The sequence below is a fragment of the Desertibaculum subflavum genome, assembly GCA_003576705.1.
In the GTDB taxonomy this organism is placed as follows: domain Bacteria; phylum Pseudomonadota; class Alphaproteobacteria; order Ferrovibrionales; family Ferrovibrionaceae; genus Desertibaculum; species Desertibaculum subflavum.
In genome coordinates this window covers 1-17,948 of sequence record QOZS01000076.1, presented here as the reverse complement: position 1 = coordinate 17,948, position 17,948 = coordinate 1, and the positions used below count along the sequence as shown (strand labels likewise).

The following is a 17,948-nucleotide window of genomic DNA, read 5'->3' as shown; positions in this document are numbered from 1 at the left end:
GCCCGCCGCCGCGCCCGCTGCGCGCCGAGCCGCGGCGGGTCGAGCGCGAGCCGATGGTGGTGACGAGCGAACCGCGCCGGCGCCGGCCCGGCGCGGGCATGTTGGCGGCCGCCGGCGGGCTGGCGGCGCTGGCCGCGATCATCGTCATGACGCCGCCCTGGCAGAGCCGACTGCAGGAGGTCGCGGCCAGTGCCTGGGCCATCGGCCGATCGACAGTCGAGCCGCCCGCGCCTGAGCAAGCCGCCGACACGAGCCTTGATGCGCCGCCGGAGACTTCGTCGGCCGGATCCCAGATCGCGGAAGCGCCGCCTGCCGGCCAGGCCTCGGACAGCCGCGCGCCGGCGGAACCGCCGACCGCGGCGAAGAGCGCCGGCGGGCCTTCGGCGAATGCAGCTGCCGCACTGCCTTCCATCCCTGCGCCGCTGCCCGCTCCGGCACCGGAAGCTCCCGTGGCACAGCTGGCCGCGGTGACGCCCGCCGCCGGACCGGTCTCCAAGATCGGCGACCGCAGCAAGCATGTGCGGGTGATCCGGCGCGGCGACACGATCGGCGATCTGTGCCGCGAAATCTACGGCCAGTGCGGCGCCGCCGAGCTGAAGAAGATCCGCGACGCCAATCCCGGCATCCGCGACCTGTCGCGCGTGATGGTCGGGCAGCTCATCGCCTTCCCGGTGACCCGGTAATCGACGCCGCCTCGACGGGCGTCAGTCGCGACGACGACCCCCGAGGGCGCTGCCGAGCGGCGCCTCCGGCTCCGCCGCCTTGCCGCGCGGCGGCGGCGGGGAGGTGTCGATGATCGGCGGCAGCAGGTTGGCTTCGCCTGCCTCGCCGACCGGCTTGTAAGGCCGCGACACCGCGCGATCCCTGAACAGAGAGTCGAGCGGCAGGCCGAGCGGGCCGTCGTCGAGACGGCTGCGCTCGTTCAGGCCTGCCGCCAGGGCGCCGGTGGCGGCGACGCCGCTCAAGACGACCCACACGGCGACGCCGGCGATATGCGATCGGCGAGGCCTCCCTCTCGTCATGCCGGCCTCCTCATCGCGGGATCAGGTCGGGATCGGGTCGCGACGCCGCATCGCCGGCATCGATGCAGATGCCGCCGCGGCGCGCGGTCGCCGCGTCGCAGGAGCGCCGGTCCGGGTACAGGCACTGGATGACCGGGCCGTTCTCCACCTGGCAGAAGCGCTGGCCGGTCGCGGGCGGCATCAGCTCCTTCGGGTTCAGGCCGCAGACGGCGTTCATGCGCAAGGCCTGCCTGCGGCAGGCCGCCACGTCGTAGAACAGGCATTGCGGCGGCACACCGGTCGCCTGCAGGCAGAACGGTGCCGCGGCGGCCGGCGCGCCAGACGCTGCGCAGGCGACGAAGGGCATGGCGAGCAGCCAGCGGCGCATCTAGCGGGCCGCCACGATACCGAGGGAATCACCCTCGACGCCCCGGATCACCGCGAGGGCGCGGAGCCGCAGGGCCATGGGCGGGCGGCCGTCGCGCCGCGCACGGGCGATCAGCGCCCCGGACGTGTCGTAAAAGGCGAGCTGACCGCCATCTTCCGGCACCGCCCGCCCGAGCCGCTGCCCGCTCAAGCTGAGACGGACATAGCCGCCCGGCGAAGGCTGCAGCCGCTCCAGCAACTGGCCATGCATGTCGCGCACGACATAGGAGCGCCCGGAACGCGGCTCGAATTCCTGCGCAGCCGCGGGAACGGCCTGCGCCAGGCAAAGCGCAAGCCCGGCGGCGAGAAGCAAGTCCCGCGCGCGCGTCATTGCAGCCGCCGATAGATCGGCCCGGGGATGTGCCAGCGGCGCTTGTTCATCACCGCGCCGATGACGCGCCCGCCATGCGCCTCGATGGTACGGCGGGCCTCCTCCACCTTCGGCGCGCGCACCCGCTCCGCCTCGACCACCAGCACGGTGCCGCCGCAATGGCGCGCCAGCGCCGCGGCGACGAAGCCGTTCAGCACCGGCGGCGTGTCCAGGATGACGAGATCGACGAGGCCGAGGGCGCTGCGCAGCGCGCGGTCCATCGCCGGCGCATCGAACAGATGGCCGTTGCCGGCGCCGACGGCGCTGAGCGTCGTCTCGAACAGCGGCAGGCCGGGCACCGCCTCGATCACGTCGCCCTGATTGGCGGAACCTGTCATTACCGCTTCGAGACCCATCGGCGCCGCCATCGCGAAATCGTTCACGCCGGGCCGGATCACCGAGATCAGCAGCACGCGCTTGCGCACGGAATCGGCGATCGTCACCGCGAGATCGCGCGCGACGGTCGAGGTGCCCTCGCCTTTCGTCGCGCTGGTCACCTGCACGATGCGTGGCGTATCGGGCGACAGCCGCTGCTCGATCGAGCCGTAGAGCGCGATCAGGCTCTCGCGCGGCAACTTCGTGGTGATGAGACGGCTGACCTGGCCCGGCATCGGCCGATGCACCGGACCGGCGGGCCGCGGCGCCTCGCGCTGTGTCCCGCGCGGCGTCACCCCGTCAGCCTTCGCGCCGCCCGGCCTTGCGCCGACAGGATGGAGATCGGCAGTCGGCCCCTGCACGGGCTCGGGTATCGGTCCGAGTATCGGCTCGGTGACCGGTTCGGGAATTGGCCCATGCGCCGGCTCGAGGCCCGGGACGGGCACCGGACCGCCGACCCGCGCCTCCGCCGGCCAGGGCGTGCGCCGTCGCGCAGCCCCGCCAGCCGGGGCGTTGTCGAGCTGCCTCTGGTACTGCTGGAGCGCGTTGTACAGACGGGTCATCGCGCGCTCTGCCTCCGTGGTGCGGGAACGAGGGGGAAGGATGCCAGGACCGGGAGCTTGACCGTGCCGGCGATCTGCTCCGGCAGGGTGAACCGCTCGTCGGCTAGCTCCCAGATCAGGCACAGCACGAAGGCGACTGCCAGGCCGGCCACCACGCCGAGCGCCAGGATCACCAGCACGCGCGGCTTCGCCGGCCTCGCCGGCACGGTCGGCTGCTGCACCACGGCGACGCTGGTCACCTGCTGGCGCTGCAGCGCCTCCGAGGCGCGAGCGTCCTCGTGCCGCTGCAGCACGTTGCGGAAATTCTCCTCATCCACCTGCTGCTGCAGCAACAGGTCCTGCAGCTGGCCCTGGTTGCCGTCGAGAGCGGAGAGTCGCGTCTCGACTTCCTTGATCTGCCGTTCGAGCGGGCCGATCGCCGCTTCCGCCGCGGCCGATTCCGCCGTGGCGCGCATCAGGTCGGCCTGCACCTGCTGAAACACAGGATTGGGTCCGGTGCGGACGCGCGCGAGGGACTCCTTGGATCGAGCCGCGAGATCCTGCTCCGCGAAGTCGATCTGGGCGCGAAGCGTGCGCAGCCCGACGCTGTCGTCGCGGTAGTTGGAGGCCATCTCCGCCTCGCGCGCACGGAGCTCGGTCAGCCGCGCACGGGCATCGTCGATCGCCTTGAAGCGGTCGTTCTCGTCGGAGAGCTGGATCGTCGGCTTCAGCTGCTTCATCGACGCCGTCATCGCCTTGACGCGGCTCTGCGCCTCGTCGCGGCGCGCGGCCTGCTGGGTCAGGCTGTTGTCGACCTCGGCGCGCAGCCGCAGCAGCAGAGTGCGCTCCTCCTCCAGCGAGGAGATGCCGGACTTGGCCTTGAATTCCTCGACCGCGGCCTGCGACTTGGCGAGCTGGCCGCGCGCCTCGTCCAGCTGCTCGCGCAGGAAGGTCGATTGCGGATTGAGGAATACATCGCCCTGCCGCGCCTGGAAGCGCTCGACCAGAGTGCCGAGCGCCGCGGCCGCGACCTGCGGATCGCGGTTGAACAGCGCGACCTGCATTACGTTGGTTTCCTTGGTCGGCTGGATCTCGAGATCCTTGGCGAGCCGTTCCGCGGCGCGCTCCTCCAGGCCGCCATTCTCCGGCGGGTCCTCGGCGAGCTTCGGGTAGAGCCGCGCCACGCCGACCTTGGTCACGACCTCGCGCAGCAGGTCATGGCTCTGCAGGATCTGCGCCTGCGAGTTCATCACTTCGCGCCGCTCGGTCGATTGCGCCGAGATCGCGGCGCCGGCGACCGTATCGGCCATGGCCGTGCGGCTATTGAACTTCACCAGAAGCAGGGCCTCGCTTCGATAGGCCGGCTTCAGCACGAGAACGGCGGCGACCGCCAGCGCCATGACGCCGGCGAACGCGCCGATAAAGCGCCAGCGATGGCGGAACGCGCTGTTCAGGATGCCGCGCGCATTGGTTGGCAACATCATGCTGCGTTACCCCAGATCATGAGCAGGACATGCGCTTCCCGCCGGCTCAGCGAATGGGCACCGAGAAGCCCAGATTCGCCGGCAGGAACTGCTGGATGTACTGCTGATAGGCGAGATAGACGTTGGCGACGCCGCTGCGCGGCACGAACACCGTGTCGTAGGGCGCGAGCTGCACGTCGGCCTCTTCCTCGCCGCCCGCGGCCTTCACATAGTCCACGCCATAGGGCGTGCCTTTCCCGTCGGCCCCGCGGCGGACCACGATGATGCGCTCCTGGTTCGCCGAGTTCTTCAGGCCGCCGGCACGGGCGATCGCCTGCATCACAGTGAGCGGCGGACCGACATTGACGTATTCGCCGGGCGTGTTCACCTCGCCTCCCACATAGACGCGGGTCGGCAGCGCGTTGCGCAGCTGCACCGTGATCGCCGGATCGCGCAGCTCCCTCGAATAGGCCTGGTTGAGATCGTCGGTGACCTCGGCGAGCGTGCGGCCGGCGGCGAGCACATCGCGTGCCATCGGCACCGAGAAGCGGCCGTCCGGCTGCACGGTGATCTGCTCGTCGAGCTCCGGGTTATGGCGGAAGCGGACCTCGAGCTGGTCACCCGGCTGCAGGCTGTAGCGCGGCGGCGGGCCGGCGGCAGCCGCGGGCGGCGCGGTTTCCGGGATCGTCGGCTGGCCCGCGCAGGCGGCCAAGGTCGCCGCCAGCACGAAACCGAGCCAGGGGCGGGCGGAAGCGATCGCGGCCGGAGCGCTCGGCGAGCCGCTCCGTCGAAACAGATCGGGCCGGGCCATCATGCGGCGCCGGAACCTTGCTGGATCCCTGCAAGTTGCCCGGCCGCGGGGCGGGTTGCCCGGCCGGGTGCCGGGAACACGGCCAACGCGGCCCGTGCTCCACCGGAAATCGATACGGACGACATCATGCGCACCTCACCTCGTCCCCGCCCGCCAGGAACATTCGACACTGTTTATCGTTCCTCCGCAGTCCTGTCTTTGGGAATCCAGCGCACCCGACAATTGTCACCGCTTAATCACGAGCACATCCGGATGAAATGGCCCATCGTTTCCTTGAATTTTGGCGACGCAGCCTAATCTATGGCCAAAATGTGACGCGAATTCAGACAGTATAAGAAGCTCGTCCGCAGATAAGTATTCAGATTAGCGCGTTATGAAGAACAGAAAGTGGTGGGTTTAGGGATGAAATGTTGGGCATGATTGGAGAAAGTCACATGCTGCAACACTGTCTTCCCGAAGGCGTCGGCGCTGCTCACTTCGGCGCCGATTCAGCCAGCGGCACCCAAACGACCTCCCGTCCTGCGACCGTTGCGGTCGGGCGATTCGGCGGCGCGCTCAGCCGCGGGCCGCTGGCAGGGCGGGAGTCAGAGCATTTGTTCGGGTTCGAGAGCGGCAACGTCATCTCGTTCCGCGCGCGGGGGCGCGAAGCAGAAAGCGACCGGAAGAGCCGGTGAGCCAGGGCCGTCGTGCCAGGCCGGTTTAGCCCCTACGGCAGAACGGGAGTGTTCGGATGAAGGTCGGTGCAGGTGTGGCAAGCGTGGCGGCGATCGCGGATGATCGACGACGGCGCCCAGCAACGAAAAAATCCTTCCTGTCGGAGGAGATCGTATCCGGCGCCGCCAAGCTCGGCGATCTGCTCTGCGTGCTCGGTTCGGCGGCCGCGCTCTACCTGATCTACCCCGTGCTTTATCTCGGCGAGGGCTATTACAACCTCGACCGCTATACGCTGGTGGCCCTGGTCGTGGCGGCCGCGCTGGTGATCGGGCTCGAATATCTCGGCGCCTACGACCTGCGCCGCCTGCGCGATCTCGGCTGGCAGTGGCGCAAAGTCGCCATGACCTGGTCGATGGTCTGCGCCGCCGGGCTGATGGTCGCCTTCGCGACCAAGACCTCCGACAATTACTCGCGCGGCTGGGTGATCGGCTGGTTCCTGGCGGCGACGACGTTGCTGCTGCTGAACCGTGCCGCGCTGCACCGGCAGATCCGGGCCTGGCACCGGCAGGGATACTTCGCTCGCAATGTCGCCGTCATCGGCGCCGGCGAGCCGGGTGCCCAGTTGATCGCGAAGCTCGGCCGCTTCGCCGATGAGAACGTCCGTATCGTGGGCGTGTTCGACGACCGGCGGACCCGCCTCGCCCGGGCCGCCGTGCCGGGCGCCGGCGCGGTCGGGACGGTGGACGACCTGGTGCGCATCGCCCGCCACATGCAGCTCGACGAGGTCATCGTCACCTTGCCGCTCAACGCGCCGGGTCGGCTTCGGACCATGGTGCAGAAGCTGCAGCACCTGCCCGTCGATGTGCGGATCAGCCTCGAGCCGCTCGCCGACCACGTCAGCGTGCGCGGCACCAGCTGGGTCGGCGACCTGCCGCTGATCAACGTGGCCGACCGGCCGCTGAAAAACTGGGCGGCGGTGATCAAGCTGATCGAGGACAAGGCCCTGGCGGCACTGCTGCTGTCGGTCTTCGGCCTGCCGATGCTCATCATCGCGGCGCTGATCAGGCTGGACAGCCGTGGCCCCGTCTTCTTCGTGCAGGACCGCTACGGCTTCAACAACACGACCATCCGCGTGCTCAAGTTCCGCACCATGCATGCCGACCGCGAAGATCGCTCCGGTGCGCAGCAGACCGTGCGGGGCGATCCCCGGGTGACTCGGGTGGGGCGAATCCTGCGCGCCACGAGCCTCGACGAGCTGCCGCAGCTGTTCAACGTGCTGCGCGGCGACATGTCGCTGATCGGCCCGCGCGCGCACGCGCTGAAGATGAAGGCCGCAGGCATCCTCTACGACGAGGCGGTGGAGGAGTACTTCATGCGCCACCGCGTGCGACCGGGACTGACCGGCTGGGCCCAGGTGCATGGGCTTCGCGGCGAGACCGACACGCTGGAGAAGGCCAGGCGACGGGTCGAATTCGATCTCTGGTACATCGAGAACTGGTCGCTCGCACTCGACCTCGCGATCGTCTTCGCCACGGTGCGCGCCGTGCTGAAGCGGCAGAACGCCTATTGAGCGGCGCCGTGGCGAACGTCGCCGGATCGATGCCGGCGCTAAGCGCCTTGCAGCGCCTGCGCCGGTCGCGGCTCGCCGCGAACACGCTGGTCATGGCCGGCGGCACGGCCGGCCGCCTGTTGCTGCAGATCGCACTCTTCATCGTGGTCGCACGGCTGCTCGGCCCGGCCGATTACGGCGCGTTTATCGCCGTCACCGCGCTGGTCGCCATCGTGTCGACCTTTTCCGGCCTGGCCTGCGAGGTGGTCCTGGTCAAGCGCGTGGCGCGCGATCGCGCCGCCTTCGCCGCGGCCTTCGGGCACGGCCTGCTGATGCTGCTCGCTACCCTGCCGGTGCTGACGGCCATCTCGGTCGCCGGCGCGCTGCTGCTGGTGGGGACGGCGATCGACTGGCCCCTGATCGTATTGATCGCGCTGGGCGACCTGCTGTTCCTGCGCATCAGCCTGCTCTGCGCCGCCTGCTATCAGGCGCTGGAGCGGGTCGGCTGGTCGGCGGCGCTCAACATCGGCTTCGGCGCCTGCCGGCTCGCCGCCGCCCTGCTCGCGGTCGCCGCCACCTCGGGCCTCGATCTCGAGACCTGGGCCGTGTTCTATTCTGGCAGCGCCGTACTGGCCGCCGGGCTCTCCTGCCTCATCGTCGTGCGGGCGCTGGGCCGGCCGCGCTGGCAGATCCTGCGCGACGAGCTCTCCTTCGGCCTGCATTCCTCGCTGCAATCGGCGCTCTATTTCACGCTCCGCGACGCCGACAAGCCGCTGCTCGCGCGGCTGGCCACGCTCGAAGCGGCCGGCATCTATGCCGCGGCGTTCCGCATCGCCGATGCGGCGATCGTGCCGATCCGCTCGCTGATGTACGCTGCCTATGCAAGCTTCTTCCGCCATGGCGAGAAGGGCGTCGGCGGCAGCGCCGGCTTCGCGCTGCGCCTGCTGCCCTTCGGCCTCGCCTACGGCCTGCTGGCCGGCATCGCGATCGAGCTCGCGCCCTATGCCGTGCCCTGGATTCTGGGCCAGAGCTATGCGGCGGCGGGGGATATCCTTCTGTTGCTTGGCCTGCTGCCGCTGTTGCACGCGGCCTACAACATCGGCGCCGATGCGCTGACCGCGAGCGGCCACCAGCCGGCGCGCAGCAAGGCGCATTTCGTCGGCGCCGCGATGATGGCGGTGTCCTGCCTGGTGCTGATCCCGCGCTATGGCGCACTGGGTGCCGCGGCGGCCAATGTTCTCGCCCACGCGGCGCTCGCGGCGACGACCTGGGCGATGCTGCTCTGGCACCGCCGCCGCGATGCCGCAGCCGCGGCTGACGGAGCCTAGCGGCATGGTCAGCACCACCTACGCGGAAGCAGCGGCAGGCGAGCGCCCCGGCCGCGACGCGCTGCGCGGCCAGCTGATGCTGGCGGCGGTCGTTGCCTATCCGCTGCTGGTCTCGCCGCTGCTCACCGGCGGCAGCGACGAGCTCGACCCATCGATGAATGTCGAGGCGTCGGGCTCCAACATGCTGAACCAGGTGTTCTGGCTGCTGCTGTTCGGGCTCGCGGTGGTAGCGGGCTGGCGGGCGCCGATCCTGCGTCTCGGCTGGCGGCTCTGGCCGCTGGTTGCCTATCTCGCCTGGAGCGCGGCCTCGATCCTCTGGGCGCTGGCGCCCGACATCGTGATCCGGCGACTGCTGCTGCAGGTTTTCGTCGTCGGCTCGGTGGTGCTGCCGATCGTGCTGATCGACGACGACGAGAAGGTGCGCACCACGGTGCTGCGCGTGATGTTCGTCGTCCTGCTTGCCAACGTGGTCGCGCTGGCTGTGCGGCCGCCAACGCCGCTTGGCCATGCCGGGATCTATGGGCAGAAGAACGAGCTCGGCCTGACGGCGGCGCTGGGTCTGCTGACCTGCCTGACTTCGCTCGCGCTCAGTGGCTTCCTGCAGCGCGCCATGGCCTGGATCGGCATTCCGCTGGCGCTCGGGCTTCTACTGGCGAGCCGGTCGAAGACGTCGCTGGTGCTGGCGATCGTCATCCCGGCCCTCGGCTGGGCGATCGCGCTCATGGCGCGCGTGCTCAAGCTGTCCCCCGCGCTGCTGCTCGGATGTCTGCTCGCCCTCGCCATACCGATCGGGCTCGGCGTCGCCGAAGTGATCGACCTGACACTCGACGACGTATTGCGTCTCGCCTTCGGCGACGCGACTTTCACCGGCCGCACCGATATCTGGGATTTCGCGGCGGCGCAGATCGCCGACAATCCGGTGCTGGGGCACGGCTATAACGGCTTCTGGGGCATCGGCGATGCCTCACCCGCCGCCTTCAGCGGCAGCGAGCTGATCGCCAGCATCCTGCAGGCGCATAACGGCTATCTCGACATCCTGCTGGAGACCGGCTTCGTCGGCCTCGCCCTGTTCCTGGCCCTGCTCGCCGTCGTCATCAAGGATGCGGGCGCGATCACCGCGCGAAGCCTCGCCGCCGGTACCTTCGTGATCGCATTGACCTTGTTCACGGCGCTGCACAACGGCTTCGAGTCGACCGCGCTGCGCCGCTTCCATCCGGTGTGGCTGTTCATGCTCATCGCCGCCGCCATGACGGCGGCGGCGCATTGCCGCCCTGCGGCTCGCCCCGCCGCCGAGGAGGAAGGCCGATGCTGATCTCGGTCTGCGTCTGCACCTACAAGCGGAGTTCGGTGGTGGACACGCTTGCCTCAATCGCCGCCCAGATCCTGCCGCCGGGCTGGCGGACGGAGATCGTCGTGGTCGACAATGACGAGGCCGGCTCGGCCGAACGCGCCGTGCGCGAATGGTGCGCGCGCAACACTGTGCCAGTGCGCTATGCCATCCAGCCCAGCCGCAACATCGCCGCGACGCGCAACCGCGCGCTGGAGCTGGCGCGCGGCGGCTGGCTCGCCCTGATCGACGACGACGAGCGGGCCAATCCGACCTGGCTCGGCCACCTGATCCGGACCGCGGAGCAGCACGGCGCCGATGCCGTGATCGGCAACGTGATCGCTCTCTATCCGCCATCGGCGCCGCCCTGGGTGCAGCGCGCCGACCCGCTGTCGCGCGATTGGGGCGCCACCGGCGACCGGCTGCTGACCGGCTCGTCCGCCAATGCCCTGATCCGCGCCGAGCTGGTGCGCCGGAGCGGCATCCGCTTCGACGAGGCACGCGGCCTGAGCGGCGGCGAGGACACCGATTTCTTCAGCCGGCTGCACGCCGCGGGCGCGCACATCGTGGTCTGCGCCGAGGCCATCGTCGCCGAGACGATCCCCCCGGCCCGGCTGGACCTGGACTATCTGCGCAATCGCGCGCTTCGCTCGGGCCAGTCCTATGGCGAGATCCGGCTGCGCTCGCTCAGCCCCGCGCGGCGGCTCGCCTTCCTGGCGGCGGCAAGCGGCAAGGCGGCGCTGTTTCTGGCACTCGCGGCACCGCTGAACCGCCTGGCGCGCTCGGCCGCCTGGCGGCTGCGCATCCGCGGCTGGCTCAATACCGGCAAGCTGCGCGCCTGCCTCGGCCGGCCGCTCCAGCAGATCTATTGAGGCCGCCCATGCGCATCGTCCATGTCGTGCGGCAGTTCCGACCCGGCGTCGGCGGCATCGAAAACTACGTCGCCAACCTTGCGCGCCACCAGGCGGCCGCCGGGCACGAGGTCACCGTCGTCACCCTCGACCGCATCTTCTCGCGCCCCACGGCGCGCCTTCCGGCCGAGGAGGAGACCGAGGGCTATCGTGTGGTCCGCATCCCCTATCGCGGCTCCTACAAGTATCCGGTCGCGCCGTCGGTCCTGCGTCACTTCGGCCGGGGCGACATCGTGCATGTGCATGCCATCGATTTCTTCTGCGACTTTGCGGCACTGACCGCGCCACTGCACCGCAAGCCGATGGTCATCTCGACCCATGGCGGCTTCTTCCATACCGGCTTTGCTCGGCGGTTGAAGCGGGCCTACTTCCAGACGGTGACGCGCCTCAGCCTCGGCGCCTATCGTGCCGTGCTGGCTTCCAGCGCCTCGGATCTCGCCACCTTCGGCGGCATCCGCAAGGACGGCATGGTGACCGTCGAGAACGGTGTCGATATCGGCAAGTTCGCCGATGCGGGCGCACCGCGCTTCGTCAAGCACCTCGTCTTCATCGGACGTTTTGCCAGCAACAAGCGGATCGAGCGGCTGTTCGACCTGCTGGCCGCGCTGCGCGCCCGCGACGGCGATTGGCGGCTCAGCGTGATCGGAGTCGAATGGGACCTTACCGCCGGCGAGCTGGCGCGCCTGGCGGATGATCGCGGCGTCGCCGAGGGAGTCGATTTCCATGTCAGCGTCAGCGAGACGACCATCCGCGACATCCTCGGCCAGGCATCGATGGTCGCCAGCGCTTCCGAGTACGAAGGCTTCGGCATTTCGGTGATCGAATGCATGTCGGCCGGATTGCAGCCGGTGCTGAGCGACATACCGGCCTTCCGCCGGGTCCACGCCGAATCCGGCTTGGGGCTGATCGGCGACTTCGCTCGCCCCGACCTTCTGGCCGAGCGTCTGATCGAGGCGGCGCCGGCGATGTCGGCGGCTTGGGACGAGCGCCGCGCCGCGGCGATCGAGTTCGCCCGCGCCCACGACTGGGCGGCGGTGGCGGCACGGATCGAGCAGCTCTATGGCGACGTGCTGGGCATCGACCGGCGGTCGGTGCTGGGCGTGCCGGTGATGGCAGCCGGCGCCGGGAAGGCGATCGAGCATATCGACCGCGCGCTGGAAGCCGGCCAGGCCGGCATCGTCGCCTTCCTCAACAGCCATGCGGCCAACATCGCCGCGCGCGACGGCGAGCTGCGCCATTCCCTGCGGCGGGCCACGGTGCTGAACGACGGGATCGGCCTCGACCTGGCGAGCCGGATTCTGTTCGGCCGGGCCTTCCCGGCCAATCTGAACGGCACCGATTTCGTGCCGGCCTACCTGGCGCGGACGCGGCATCGCCACCGCATGTTCCTGCTCGGCGCAAGGCCCGACGTGGCGGCGGCGGCGGCAGAGCGCTTTGCCGACCGCTTTCCGCAACACGAGGTCGTGGGCTGGCAGCACGGCTATTTTCCCGACGACGAAGGCAGCGCCATCGCACAGCAGATCCGCGACAGCGGTGCCGATCTGGTGCTGGTCGCGCTCGGCAACCCGAGACAGGAGATCTGGGCCGCCCGACATTTCGCGGCAACCGGCGCGCGGCTCGCCTTCTGCGTCGGCGCCCTGTTCGATTTCGCCGCCGGCGCCGTGCCGCGCGCGCCGCTCTGGATACGCCGGCTGCGCGCCGAATGGATCTTCCGCCTGGCGATCGAGCCGCGACGAATGTGGCGGCGCTATCTGATCGGCAACGTCGCCTTTCTGGCACGCGTGCTGCGTCAGCGCGCGCGCCGGAACTATCTGATCGATGCGGGAGAGGATACGGGGAAATGGCCGCCGCGAGGGGCTGACGGCGCGGCGTCGAGCAGGATGGGCGGGAACGGAGGCCAGCATGTACATGCCGCCTGAGCGCCCATTGGTGCTGCATATCTCCGGCGAGTACCCGGATCCCGTGCGCAACCGCACCACGCCGGCCGTGAAGAGCTTCATCGACCGCCTGCCGGAATTCGACCACTTGATCGTCTCGATCCGCCGGCAGAGCGATCCGCGGCGATGCTATGTCGAGGGGTTCGAGGACGGTCCGCACCGGCGCGTGGTGGCGATCGGCTATTGGGCGCCCCCGGCGGGAGTGCTGCACCGCTGGCGCATGCGGCGGCTGGCGCGTGACATTGAAGCCGTGCTGGCACGCCTCGGCCGCCGCCCGGTCGTGACCACGGCGCACAAGCTGACCATCGAGGGCGTGGTCGCCTACCGGCTGCGGCAGCGGCTTGGCATCCCCTATATCTGCTGTGTGCGCGGCGAGGTGGAGGACAAGTTCTTCCGATTCAAGCCCGAGCTCGCACCATTGTTCGGCAACGTGATCGCCGAGGCCGAGGCGCTCTATTTCGTCTCCGCCTGGTTCCGGAAGCGGATCGAGGCGCGCTATCCCGGCCGCATGCGGGCACACAGCCTGCTGCCCAACTTCGTCGCCGATCGGCCGGCGCCACCGCTGCGCGAGCCCGAGCCGAATACATTGCTCAGCGTGATGGATCTGAACGTCTATCGCCGCAAAGGCCTGCCCGATCTGCTGCGCGCATTGGCCAGGGCGCGGCAGGTCAATCCGGCATTGCGCCTCGACGTGATCGGCTGGACGTCGCCCGAGCTGACCGCCGAGGTCACGCGCCTGGCCGCCCGGGCCGGCGTGGAATCGTCGGTGCGCTTCCTGGGCTTCAAGCCCAATGCCGAGGTGGTTCGCAGCTTGCCGGGCTATGCGGGCTTCGTGCTGCCGGCACGCAACGAGACCTTCGGCATGGCCTATGTCGAGGCGCTGATGGCCGGCGTGCCCATCCTGTACGGCAGCAATTCAGGGATCGACGGCTATCTCGACGGGCTGGAGGCCGGGATTACGGTGCCGCTCGGCGATGATGCCAAACTTGCCGACGGCCTGCTCGAGCTCATCCGCCGCGGGCCGGAGCTTCGCGAGGGACTGCGCAGCCACCATGCGGAGCTGCGGCGCCGCTTCGCCCTGGACAGCTATCTCGACCATTACCGCGCGCAGGTGCGCCGCCTCGCCATGCATCGGCAGACCGATGGGCCGGTCGGCAGCGCGTCGCGCGCGGTCTCGCTTCGTCCCTCGCCGGAGGGGCCGGCGATCGACGAGCTCTGAGCGCCTGCGATTCGAGGACCGGATGGATCCATACTTCCGCAACGGCCCCGCACCCGACCTCGTCGCCGACGCGCCGGCGCGGCACTACGACGCGCTCGACCTGCTGCGCGGCGTCGCCGCCCTGGTCGTCTGCCTCTATCACGTGGCCTTTCTGTTCGTGGACAGCCGGGTGTTGTTCGACAGCGGGTTTCTCTGCGTCGACATGTTCTTCATGCTGAGCGGATTCGTCATCGCGGCGAATTACGACCGCAAGATCGCGGCGGGACAGTCGCTGCGGCAGTTTGCGATCGATCGGCTGGCGCGGCTCTATCCGCTCTTCGCACTGACGACGGTGATCGGATTCCTTGCCGTCAATGCCCAGCAGCTCGCCAAATTCGGCTTGGTCGATGGCGACAAGGTGATCGCGACGCTGCTGGCCAATCTCGTGATGGTGCCGAGCTTCTTCGCTCCATGGGATGTGCGCTCGGTCTTCCCGTTCAACGGCGCGACCTGGTCGATCTTCTTCGAGCTCTGGGTCAACATTCTGTTCTTCCTGGCCTGGAAGCAGCTCGACGCGAAGCGAATTCGCCTGCTCGTCGCCGCGTCCGGACTCGCGCTGATCGGCTCCAGCCTCGCCTTCGGCACGCTCGATCTGGGCTGGGGCCGCGCGAATTTCGGCCACGGCTTTATCCGGGTGATGTTCTCGTTCTTTCTCGGCGTGCTGATCTTCCGCTCGGGCATCGCGGAACGCCTGAAGGTCCGCGGTCTGTGGGCCCTGCTCGCGCTGCTGCCGCTCGCCGCCGCACTGAACGCGCGCGCCGTCCTCCCCGAGAGCCTGGGCGCCATCAGCGACATCGTCATCGTGTTCCTGATCTTCCCGGCGATGCTGATCCTGTTTGCAGCGGCCGACCTGCCGCCAGCGGCGAAGCAGGTCGCCTTTGCGCTCGGCGGGGCCTCCTACGCCATCTACCTGCTGCAGACGCCGCTGGTGATCCTGTTTTCCGGCCTTCCGCCGTTGCTGCTGGGGCAGAAAGTGGCCGAGCTCGCGCCTTTTGCGGGCTTCGTCTTCGTGCCGCTGCTGCTCGCCGCCTCGTACGTGACCTGGCGCGCCTTCGAGCTGCCGGCGAAGAACTGGATCCGCCGCGCCTTGCGACCGGCGCCGGCGGTTTCGCCGACGGCGTGAGCCAGCATGGCCGGCCGAATCATCGTTTCAGCAAGGCGGGGGGATATCCAATGTCGGTCCTGGAGCGGAATGCCAGCGAATGGGAAGCCAATGCCCGGCGGAATGCGCTCTGGGCCATCCTCACCGACCGCGACCGGACCGAGGCCGCCTGGGACGCCGAGGCGTTCTTCGCAACGGGCCGCGTCGAGGTGGACGGCGTCCTGCGGGCACTGGCGGCGGCGGGCGCCGGGCCCAACTTCCAGGGCTGCTTCCTGGATTTCGGCTGCGGCGTCGGCCGCAATACGCGGGCCCTGGCGCAGCGCTTCGCCGCCGGCATCGGCATCGACGTGTCGGAGACGATGATCGCGCTGGCGCGGCAGTACAGCGAAGACGACACGCGGCGCGCCGCCTATTCCGTCAATCGCCGCGAAGGCCTGCCGGACATGCCGGATGGCTGCATCGATTTCGTCTACTGCCATATCGTGCTGCAACACCTGCCGCCGGCGCTGCAGCCGGTATTCATCCGCGAGTTCCTGCGCATCCTGAAGCCCGGCGGAATCGCGGCATTCCAGGTGCCCACGGAGGACCTGGCATCCCGCGTGCAATGTCTGGTGCGGTGGGGCAAAAGCCGGCTGCGCGCGACGCTGCCATCCTGGCTCACGGCCCGGATCCGCAAGCTGCTCGGTAGGGGCAGCGAGGCGGCGCCGATCACCATGGACATGAATCTGCTGCCCGAACGGCGCGTGGCCGCCATCATCCGGCAGCACGGCTGCAGCCTGCTCGCAGCGCCCTATACCAACTCGACCGATACCAGCCACCGCGGCGCGTTGCGCTTCATGACCCGGCACGAGGCGCTGACGGCGGTGGATTCCGGCGTGACCGACAGCCGCCTGTTGAGCCAGTTCTTCTTCGTCCGGAAGCCGGCGCCGTGACGGGCGTGTCGCACCGCCTCAGCGCGCAGAGCGCGATCCGAACAGCGCTTCAAGGATGAAGGGCTCGAGCTTGCGGTTCCGCGTGCTTTCGACGATGCCGAAGGCGCCGTCATAGCCCCAGACCGCCCAGGCAAAGCCCAGCGACTCACTCGCTTCGACCACGGCGCGCAGCCAGGCCGACCTGGCCCGGTCGGGATCCGCCACGGCGCGGATGCCGCCGGTGCGCAACACGCCGAACTCGCCCACAATCACCTGCCGGCGGGACAGGCCCGATCGATCCGCCCAGTCGGCGGCGATCTTCAGGCGTTCGGCGATCCTGGCCGGCGTTACCGGCCGCTTGTGATAGTTCTCGACCGAGCCTTCGGCGGACCGGCGGATCTTCTCCCGCGCCTCGTCGGACAGGCTCTTGCGCGCCGCGACGGCACGCTCGGTCGCCGCCCGTGCCGCCTCGCGCCCCGCCGGCCTGATCGGGAAGTCGAGGCCGGCGAGGTCGCGTACCGGGGCGCTCCAGCTTGCCCCCTGGTGCGTGAAGGCATGCGGCTCGTAGAAGTGGATCATCAGAAAGAGATGGCGCGTGGGCCCGAGCGGCTTGACGTCCAGGCTGGCGAGACCGTCGACCGAGGACCAGCATCCGCCGGTGATCACCAGATTGACGTTCGGGCCCGCCTGGCGGGCCGCCGCAACCAGCCGGGGCTGAAACGCCGTCCAATCCGGCCCCTGACGGCGAACGCATTCGCGCTGCGGCTCGTTGAACAGTTCGAGCGCCAGCCGCGGATCGTTGCGCGCTGCGAGCCTGCCGGCAAGATCGCGGACGAGGCGCTGGAGGCGCGCGAATTTGTCGCCTTCCAGCGACTGCAGGATCGCAGCGGCATTCCATTCGCGATTGTCGGGCCGGTTGTGCAGGTCGAGCACGACGCCGAAATCGAACGCTCGCGCGGCCGCGACGAAGTCGAACACCTGATCGATGGCGGCAGATCGCACTTCCTCCGGCAGGGCGAGCAAGGGCCCGGGATCGATCGGCAGCCGGATGAAGTCGAAGCCGGCCTCGCGCAGACGGACGAGCTCCGCCTCGGTTACCTGCGCCCGCCAGGGTCCGAAGGGCGGCGTCGCATAGGCGCGCGCGGGGCCCGGCTGCAGCTTGGGCGTGTCGAACAGGCGGGTGATGTTGATGCCGCGCCCGAACGGCGCCTCCGCTTCCGCATGGGCACGCGAAGCAATCGCGGCGATCGACAAAAGCCCCGCCGCCACGAGGCAGCTGGTGATCCTGGTCAGAACGCGGGCAAGCATCCGGGCATTCGGTGAAAGCCTCCGAAGCATCGCATCACTCTCCTGGGGATCCGTTCAATGGCTGATGGTGTCAGTGCAGGCTGACGGTCCATCGCGAGCCGGCCGTGCCAGACGGCCGGGAATTACTGCGTGAGATACCGGTGCAGCCGCTCGATGCGCCGACGCTCGCGCCGTCGCTCGCGGTAGAAAACGCGCACGCTATAGACCGCCGCCGCACCGATCATGATGACGGCGACCACCAATGTGAGAAGGAACACTTTTTCCACCGGCCACTGCCTCCACGCCTCAGGCCCGGAAAACGGCAACTGACCAACCACGTTAAGGTTCCTGAAGATTCCTATTCTCGAGCCAGTTTGTCGAGTGACATCGCTTGGCCGATCGACCCGGCGCCGGCCGCCGGCACAGAACCGGAACGTCGCCGGGCAAGGTCTGGACGCCTTGTCAGCCCGGCCTGCTGGCTCCCTGAGCGCGTGAGGGCGGGCACGGCGGTTGTCTGTTGGGTGTGGCCTGGAATCGGGAAGGCCCCGGCGTTTGATTGCCGGGGCCTTTGATATTGCTGGTTGCGGGGACAGGATTTGAACCTGTGACCTTCAGGTTATGAGCCTGACGAGCTACCGGGCTGCTCCACCCCGCGGGAGGTGGTTGGTCGTGAGGGGAGGTTGCGGTTTGGTGTGT

17 protein-coding genes, 1 tRNA gene and 1 pseudogene are annotated in these 17,948 nt (G+C 69.1%); 10 read left to right on the top strand and 9 right to left on the bottom strand.

Annotation, left to right across the window (positions count from 1 at the left end; genetic code table 11):
* Positions 1–683 (top strand): annotated as a pseudogene (locus DT074_RS25445) (tail protein X); the annotation flags it as partial.
* 21 nt (positions 684–704) lie between these two features.
* Here the strand turns inward: DT074_RS25445 and DT074_RS25440 are convergent.
* The 6 genes from DT074_RS25440 to DT074_RS25415 are packed head-to-tail and all read right to left on the bottom strand — an operon-like array spanning position 705 to position 4,988.
* Complete coding sequence (locus tag DT074_RS25440; protein ID WP_162915231.1) at positions 705–1,022, bottom strand: hypothetical protein; 318 nt, start codon at positions 1,020–1,022, stop codon at positions 705–707.
* A gap of 10 nt (positions 1,023–1,032) precedes the next feature.
* Positions 1,033–1,389: a hypothetical protein gene (locus tag DT074_RS25435; protein ID WP_119422671.1), complete on the bottom strand. Its 357-nt coding sequence runs from the start codon at positions 1,387–1,389 to the stop codon at positions 1,033–1,035.
* A complete protein-coding gene (locus tag DT074_RS25430; protein WP_119422670.1) occupies positions 1,390–1,758 on the bottom strand; it encodes a hypothetical protein in 369 nt (122 codons plus the stop codon).
* A complete protein-coding gene (locus tag DT074_RS25425; protein WP_162915230.1) occupies positions 1,755–2,735 on the bottom strand; it encodes a CpsD/CapB family tyrosine-protein kinase in 981 nt (326 codons plus the stop codon). Before DT074_RS25425 ends, DT074_RS25430 begins: the two co-directional genes overlap by 4 nt.
* Positions 2,732–4,198 carry a GumC family protein gene (locus DT074_RS25420; RefSeq protein ID WP_119422668.1) on the bottom strand — a complete coding sequence of 489 codons (1,467 nt, stop codon included), beginning with the start codon at positions 4,196–4,198 and terminating at the stop codon, positions 2,732–2,734. The genes DT074_RS25425 and DT074_RS25420 overlap by 4 nt, the downstream gene beginning before the upstream one ends.
* Positions 4,199–4,244: 46 nt before the next feature.
* Positions 4,245–4,988, bottom strand: a complete 744-nt coding sequence (locus DT074_RS25415; RefSeq protein WP_162915229.1) for a polysaccharide biosynthesis/export family protein — start codon at positions 4,986–4,988, stop codon at positions 4,245–4,247.
* Between the two features lie 434 nt (positions 4,989–5,422).
* On the opposite strand from DT074_RS25415, the gene DT074_RS28310 reads away from it, so the two are divergent.
* From DT074_RS28310 to DT074_RS25375, 9 genes are read left to right on the top strand one after another with little or no spacing between them, the layout of a single operon-like run.
* On the top strand, positions 5,423–5,662 hold the full coding sequence (locus DT074_RS28310) for a hypothetical protein (protein ID WP_162915228.1): 240 nt from the start codon (positions 5,423–5,425) through the stop codon (positions 5,660–5,662).
* 56 nt (positions 5,663–5,718) lie between these two features.
* Complete coding sequence (locus DT074_RS25410; protein ID WP_119422666.1) at positions 5,719–7,212, top strand: undecaprenyl-phosphate glucose phosphotransferase; 1,494 nt, start codon at positions 5,719–5,721, stop codon at positions 7,210–7,212.
* Positions 7,213–7,220: 8 nt separating this feature from the next.
* Complete coding sequence (locus DT074_RS25405; protein ID WP_162915227.1) at positions 7,221–8,519, top strand: lipopolysaccharide biosynthesis protein; 1,299 nt, start codon at positions 7,221–7,223, stop codon at positions 8,517–8,519.
* A gap of 4 nt (positions 8,520–8,523) precedes the next feature.
* Complete coding sequence (locus DT074_RS25400; protein WP_162915226.1) at positions 8,524–9,831, top strand: O-antigen ligase family protein; 1,308 nt, start codon at positions 8,524–8,526, stop codon at positions 9,829–9,831.
* Positions 9,825–10,718: a glycosyltransferase family 2 protein gene (locus DT074_RS25395; protein ID WP_119422663.1), complete on the top strand. Its 894-nt coding sequence runs from the start codon at positions 9,825–9,827 to the stop codon at positions 10,716–10,718. The genes DT074_RS25400 and DT074_RS25395 overlap by 7 nt, the downstream gene beginning before the upstream one ends.
* 8 nt (positions 10,719–10,726) lie before the next feature.
* Positions 10,727–12,676, top strand: a complete 1,950-nt coding sequence (locus DT074_RS25390) for a WecB/TagA/CpsF family glycosyltransferase (protein WP_119422662.1) — start codon at positions 10,727–10,729, stop codon at positions 12,674–12,676.
* Positions 12,660–13,913, top strand: coding sequence for a glycosyltransferase family 4 protein (locus DT074_RS25385; protein ID WP_162915225.1), 1,254 nt, complete (start codon positions 12,660–12,662; stop codon positions 13,911–13,913). Before DT074_RS25390 ends, DT074_RS25385 begins: the two co-directional genes overlap by 17 nt.
* Before the next feature lie 22 nt (positions 13,914–13,935).
* Positions 13,936–15,075 carry an acyltransferase family protein gene (locus tag DT074_RS25380; protein WP_162915224.1) on the top strand — a complete coding sequence of 380 codons (1,140 nt, stop codon included), beginning with the start codon at positions 13,936–13,938 and terminating at the stop codon, positions 15,073–15,075.
* Between the two features lie 50 nt (positions 15,076–15,125).
* Positions 15,126–15,986 carry a class I SAM-dependent methyltransferase gene (locus DT074_RS25375; protein ID WP_119422659.1) on the top strand — a complete coding sequence of 287 codons (861 nt, stop codon included), beginning with the start codon at positions 15,126–15,128 and terminating at the stop codon, positions 15,984–15,986.
* A gap of 18 nt (positions 15,987–16,004) precedes the next feature.
* Here the strand turns inward: DT074_RS25375 and DT074_RS25370 are convergent, their stop codons facing one another.
* From DT074_RS25370 to DT074_RS25365, 3 genes are all read right to left on the bottom strand, one after another.
* Positions 16,005–17,273, bottom strand: a complete 1,269-nt coding sequence (locus DT074_RS25370; protein ID WP_162915223.1) for a glycoside hydrolase family 5 protein — start codon at positions 17,271–17,273, stop codon at positions 16,005–16,007.
* A 122-nt stretch (positions 17,274–17,395) separates the two neighbouring features.
* Complete coding sequence (locus DT074_RS28305; RefSeq protein ID WP_162915222.1) at positions 17,396–17,539, bottom strand: hypothetical protein; 144 nt, start codon at positions 17,537–17,539, stop codon at positions 17,396–17,398.
* A gap of 291 nt (positions 17,540–17,830) precedes the next feature.
* Positions 17,831–17,907: transfer RNA gene (locus DT074_RS25365), tRNA-Met, on the bottom strand.
* Between the last annotated feature and the right edge of the window lie 41 nt (positions 17,908–17,948).

Excerpts from the sequence above, each read along its gene's own strand:
- DT074_RS25385 (WP_162915225.1), top strand. The coding sequence starts at position 12,660 with ATGTACATGCCGCCTGAGCGCCCATTGGTGCTGCATATCTCCGGCGAG.
- DT074_RS28310 (WP_162915228.1), top strand. The coding sequence starts at position 5,423 with ATGCTGCAACACTGTCTTCCCGAAGGCGTCGGCGCTGCTCACTTCGGC.
- DT074_RS25415 (WP_162915229.1), bottom strand. The coding sequence starts at position 4,988 with ATGGCCCGGCCCGATCTGTTTCGACGGAGCGGCTCGCCGAGCGCTCCG.
- DT074_RS25435 (WP_119422671.1), bottom strand. The coding sequence starts at position 1,389 with ATGCGCCGCTGGCTGCTCGCCATGCCCTTCGTCGCCTGCGCAGCGTCT.
- DT074_RS25375 (WP_119422659.1), top strand. The coding sequence starts at position 15,126 with ATGTCGGTCCTGGAGCGGAATGCCAGCGAATGGGAAGCCAATGCCCGG.
- DT074_RS25395 (WP_119422663.1), top strand. The coding sequence starts at position 9,825 with ATGCTGATCTCGGTCTGCGTCTGCACCTACAAGCGGAGTTCGGTGGTG.
- DT074_RS25410 (WP_119422666.1), top strand. The coding sequence starts at position 5,719 with ATGAAGGTCGGTGCAGGTGTGGCAAGCGTGGCGGCGATCGCGGATGAT.
- DT074_RS25380 (WP_162915224.1), top strand. The coding sequence starts at position 13,936 with ATGGATCCATACTTCCGCAACGGCCCCGCACCCGACCTCGTCGCCGAC.
- DT074_RS25420 (WP_119422668.1), bottom strand. The coding sequence starts at position 4,198 with ATGATGTTGCCAACCAATGCGCGCGGCATCCTGAACAGCGCGTTCCGC.
- DT074_RS25440 (WP_162915231.1), bottom strand. The coding sequence starts at position 1,022 with ATGACGAGAGGGAGGCCTCGCCGATCGCATATCGCCGGCGTCGCCGTG.
- DT074_RS25430 (WP_119422670.1), bottom strand. The coding sequence starts at position 1,758 with ATGACGCGCGCGCGGGACTTGCTTCTCGCCGCCGGGCTTGCGCTTTGC.
- DT074_RS25425 (WP_162915230.1), bottom strand. The coding sequence starts at position 2,735 with ATGACCCGTCTGTACAACGCGCTCCAGCAGTACCAGAGGCAGCTCGAC.
- DT074_RS25400 (WP_162915226.1), top strand. The coding sequence starts at position 8,524 with ATGGTCAGCACCACCTACGCGGAAGCAGCGGCAGGCGAGCGCCCCGGC.
- DT074_RS25390 (WP_119422662.1), top strand. The coding sequence starts at position 10,727 with ATGCGCATCGTCCATGTCGTGCGGCAGTTCCGACCCGGCGTCGGCGGC.
- DT074_RS25370 (WP_162915223.1), bottom strand. The coding sequence starts at position 17,273 with ATGCTTGCCCGCGTTCTGACCAGGATCACCAGCTGCCTCGTGGCGGCG.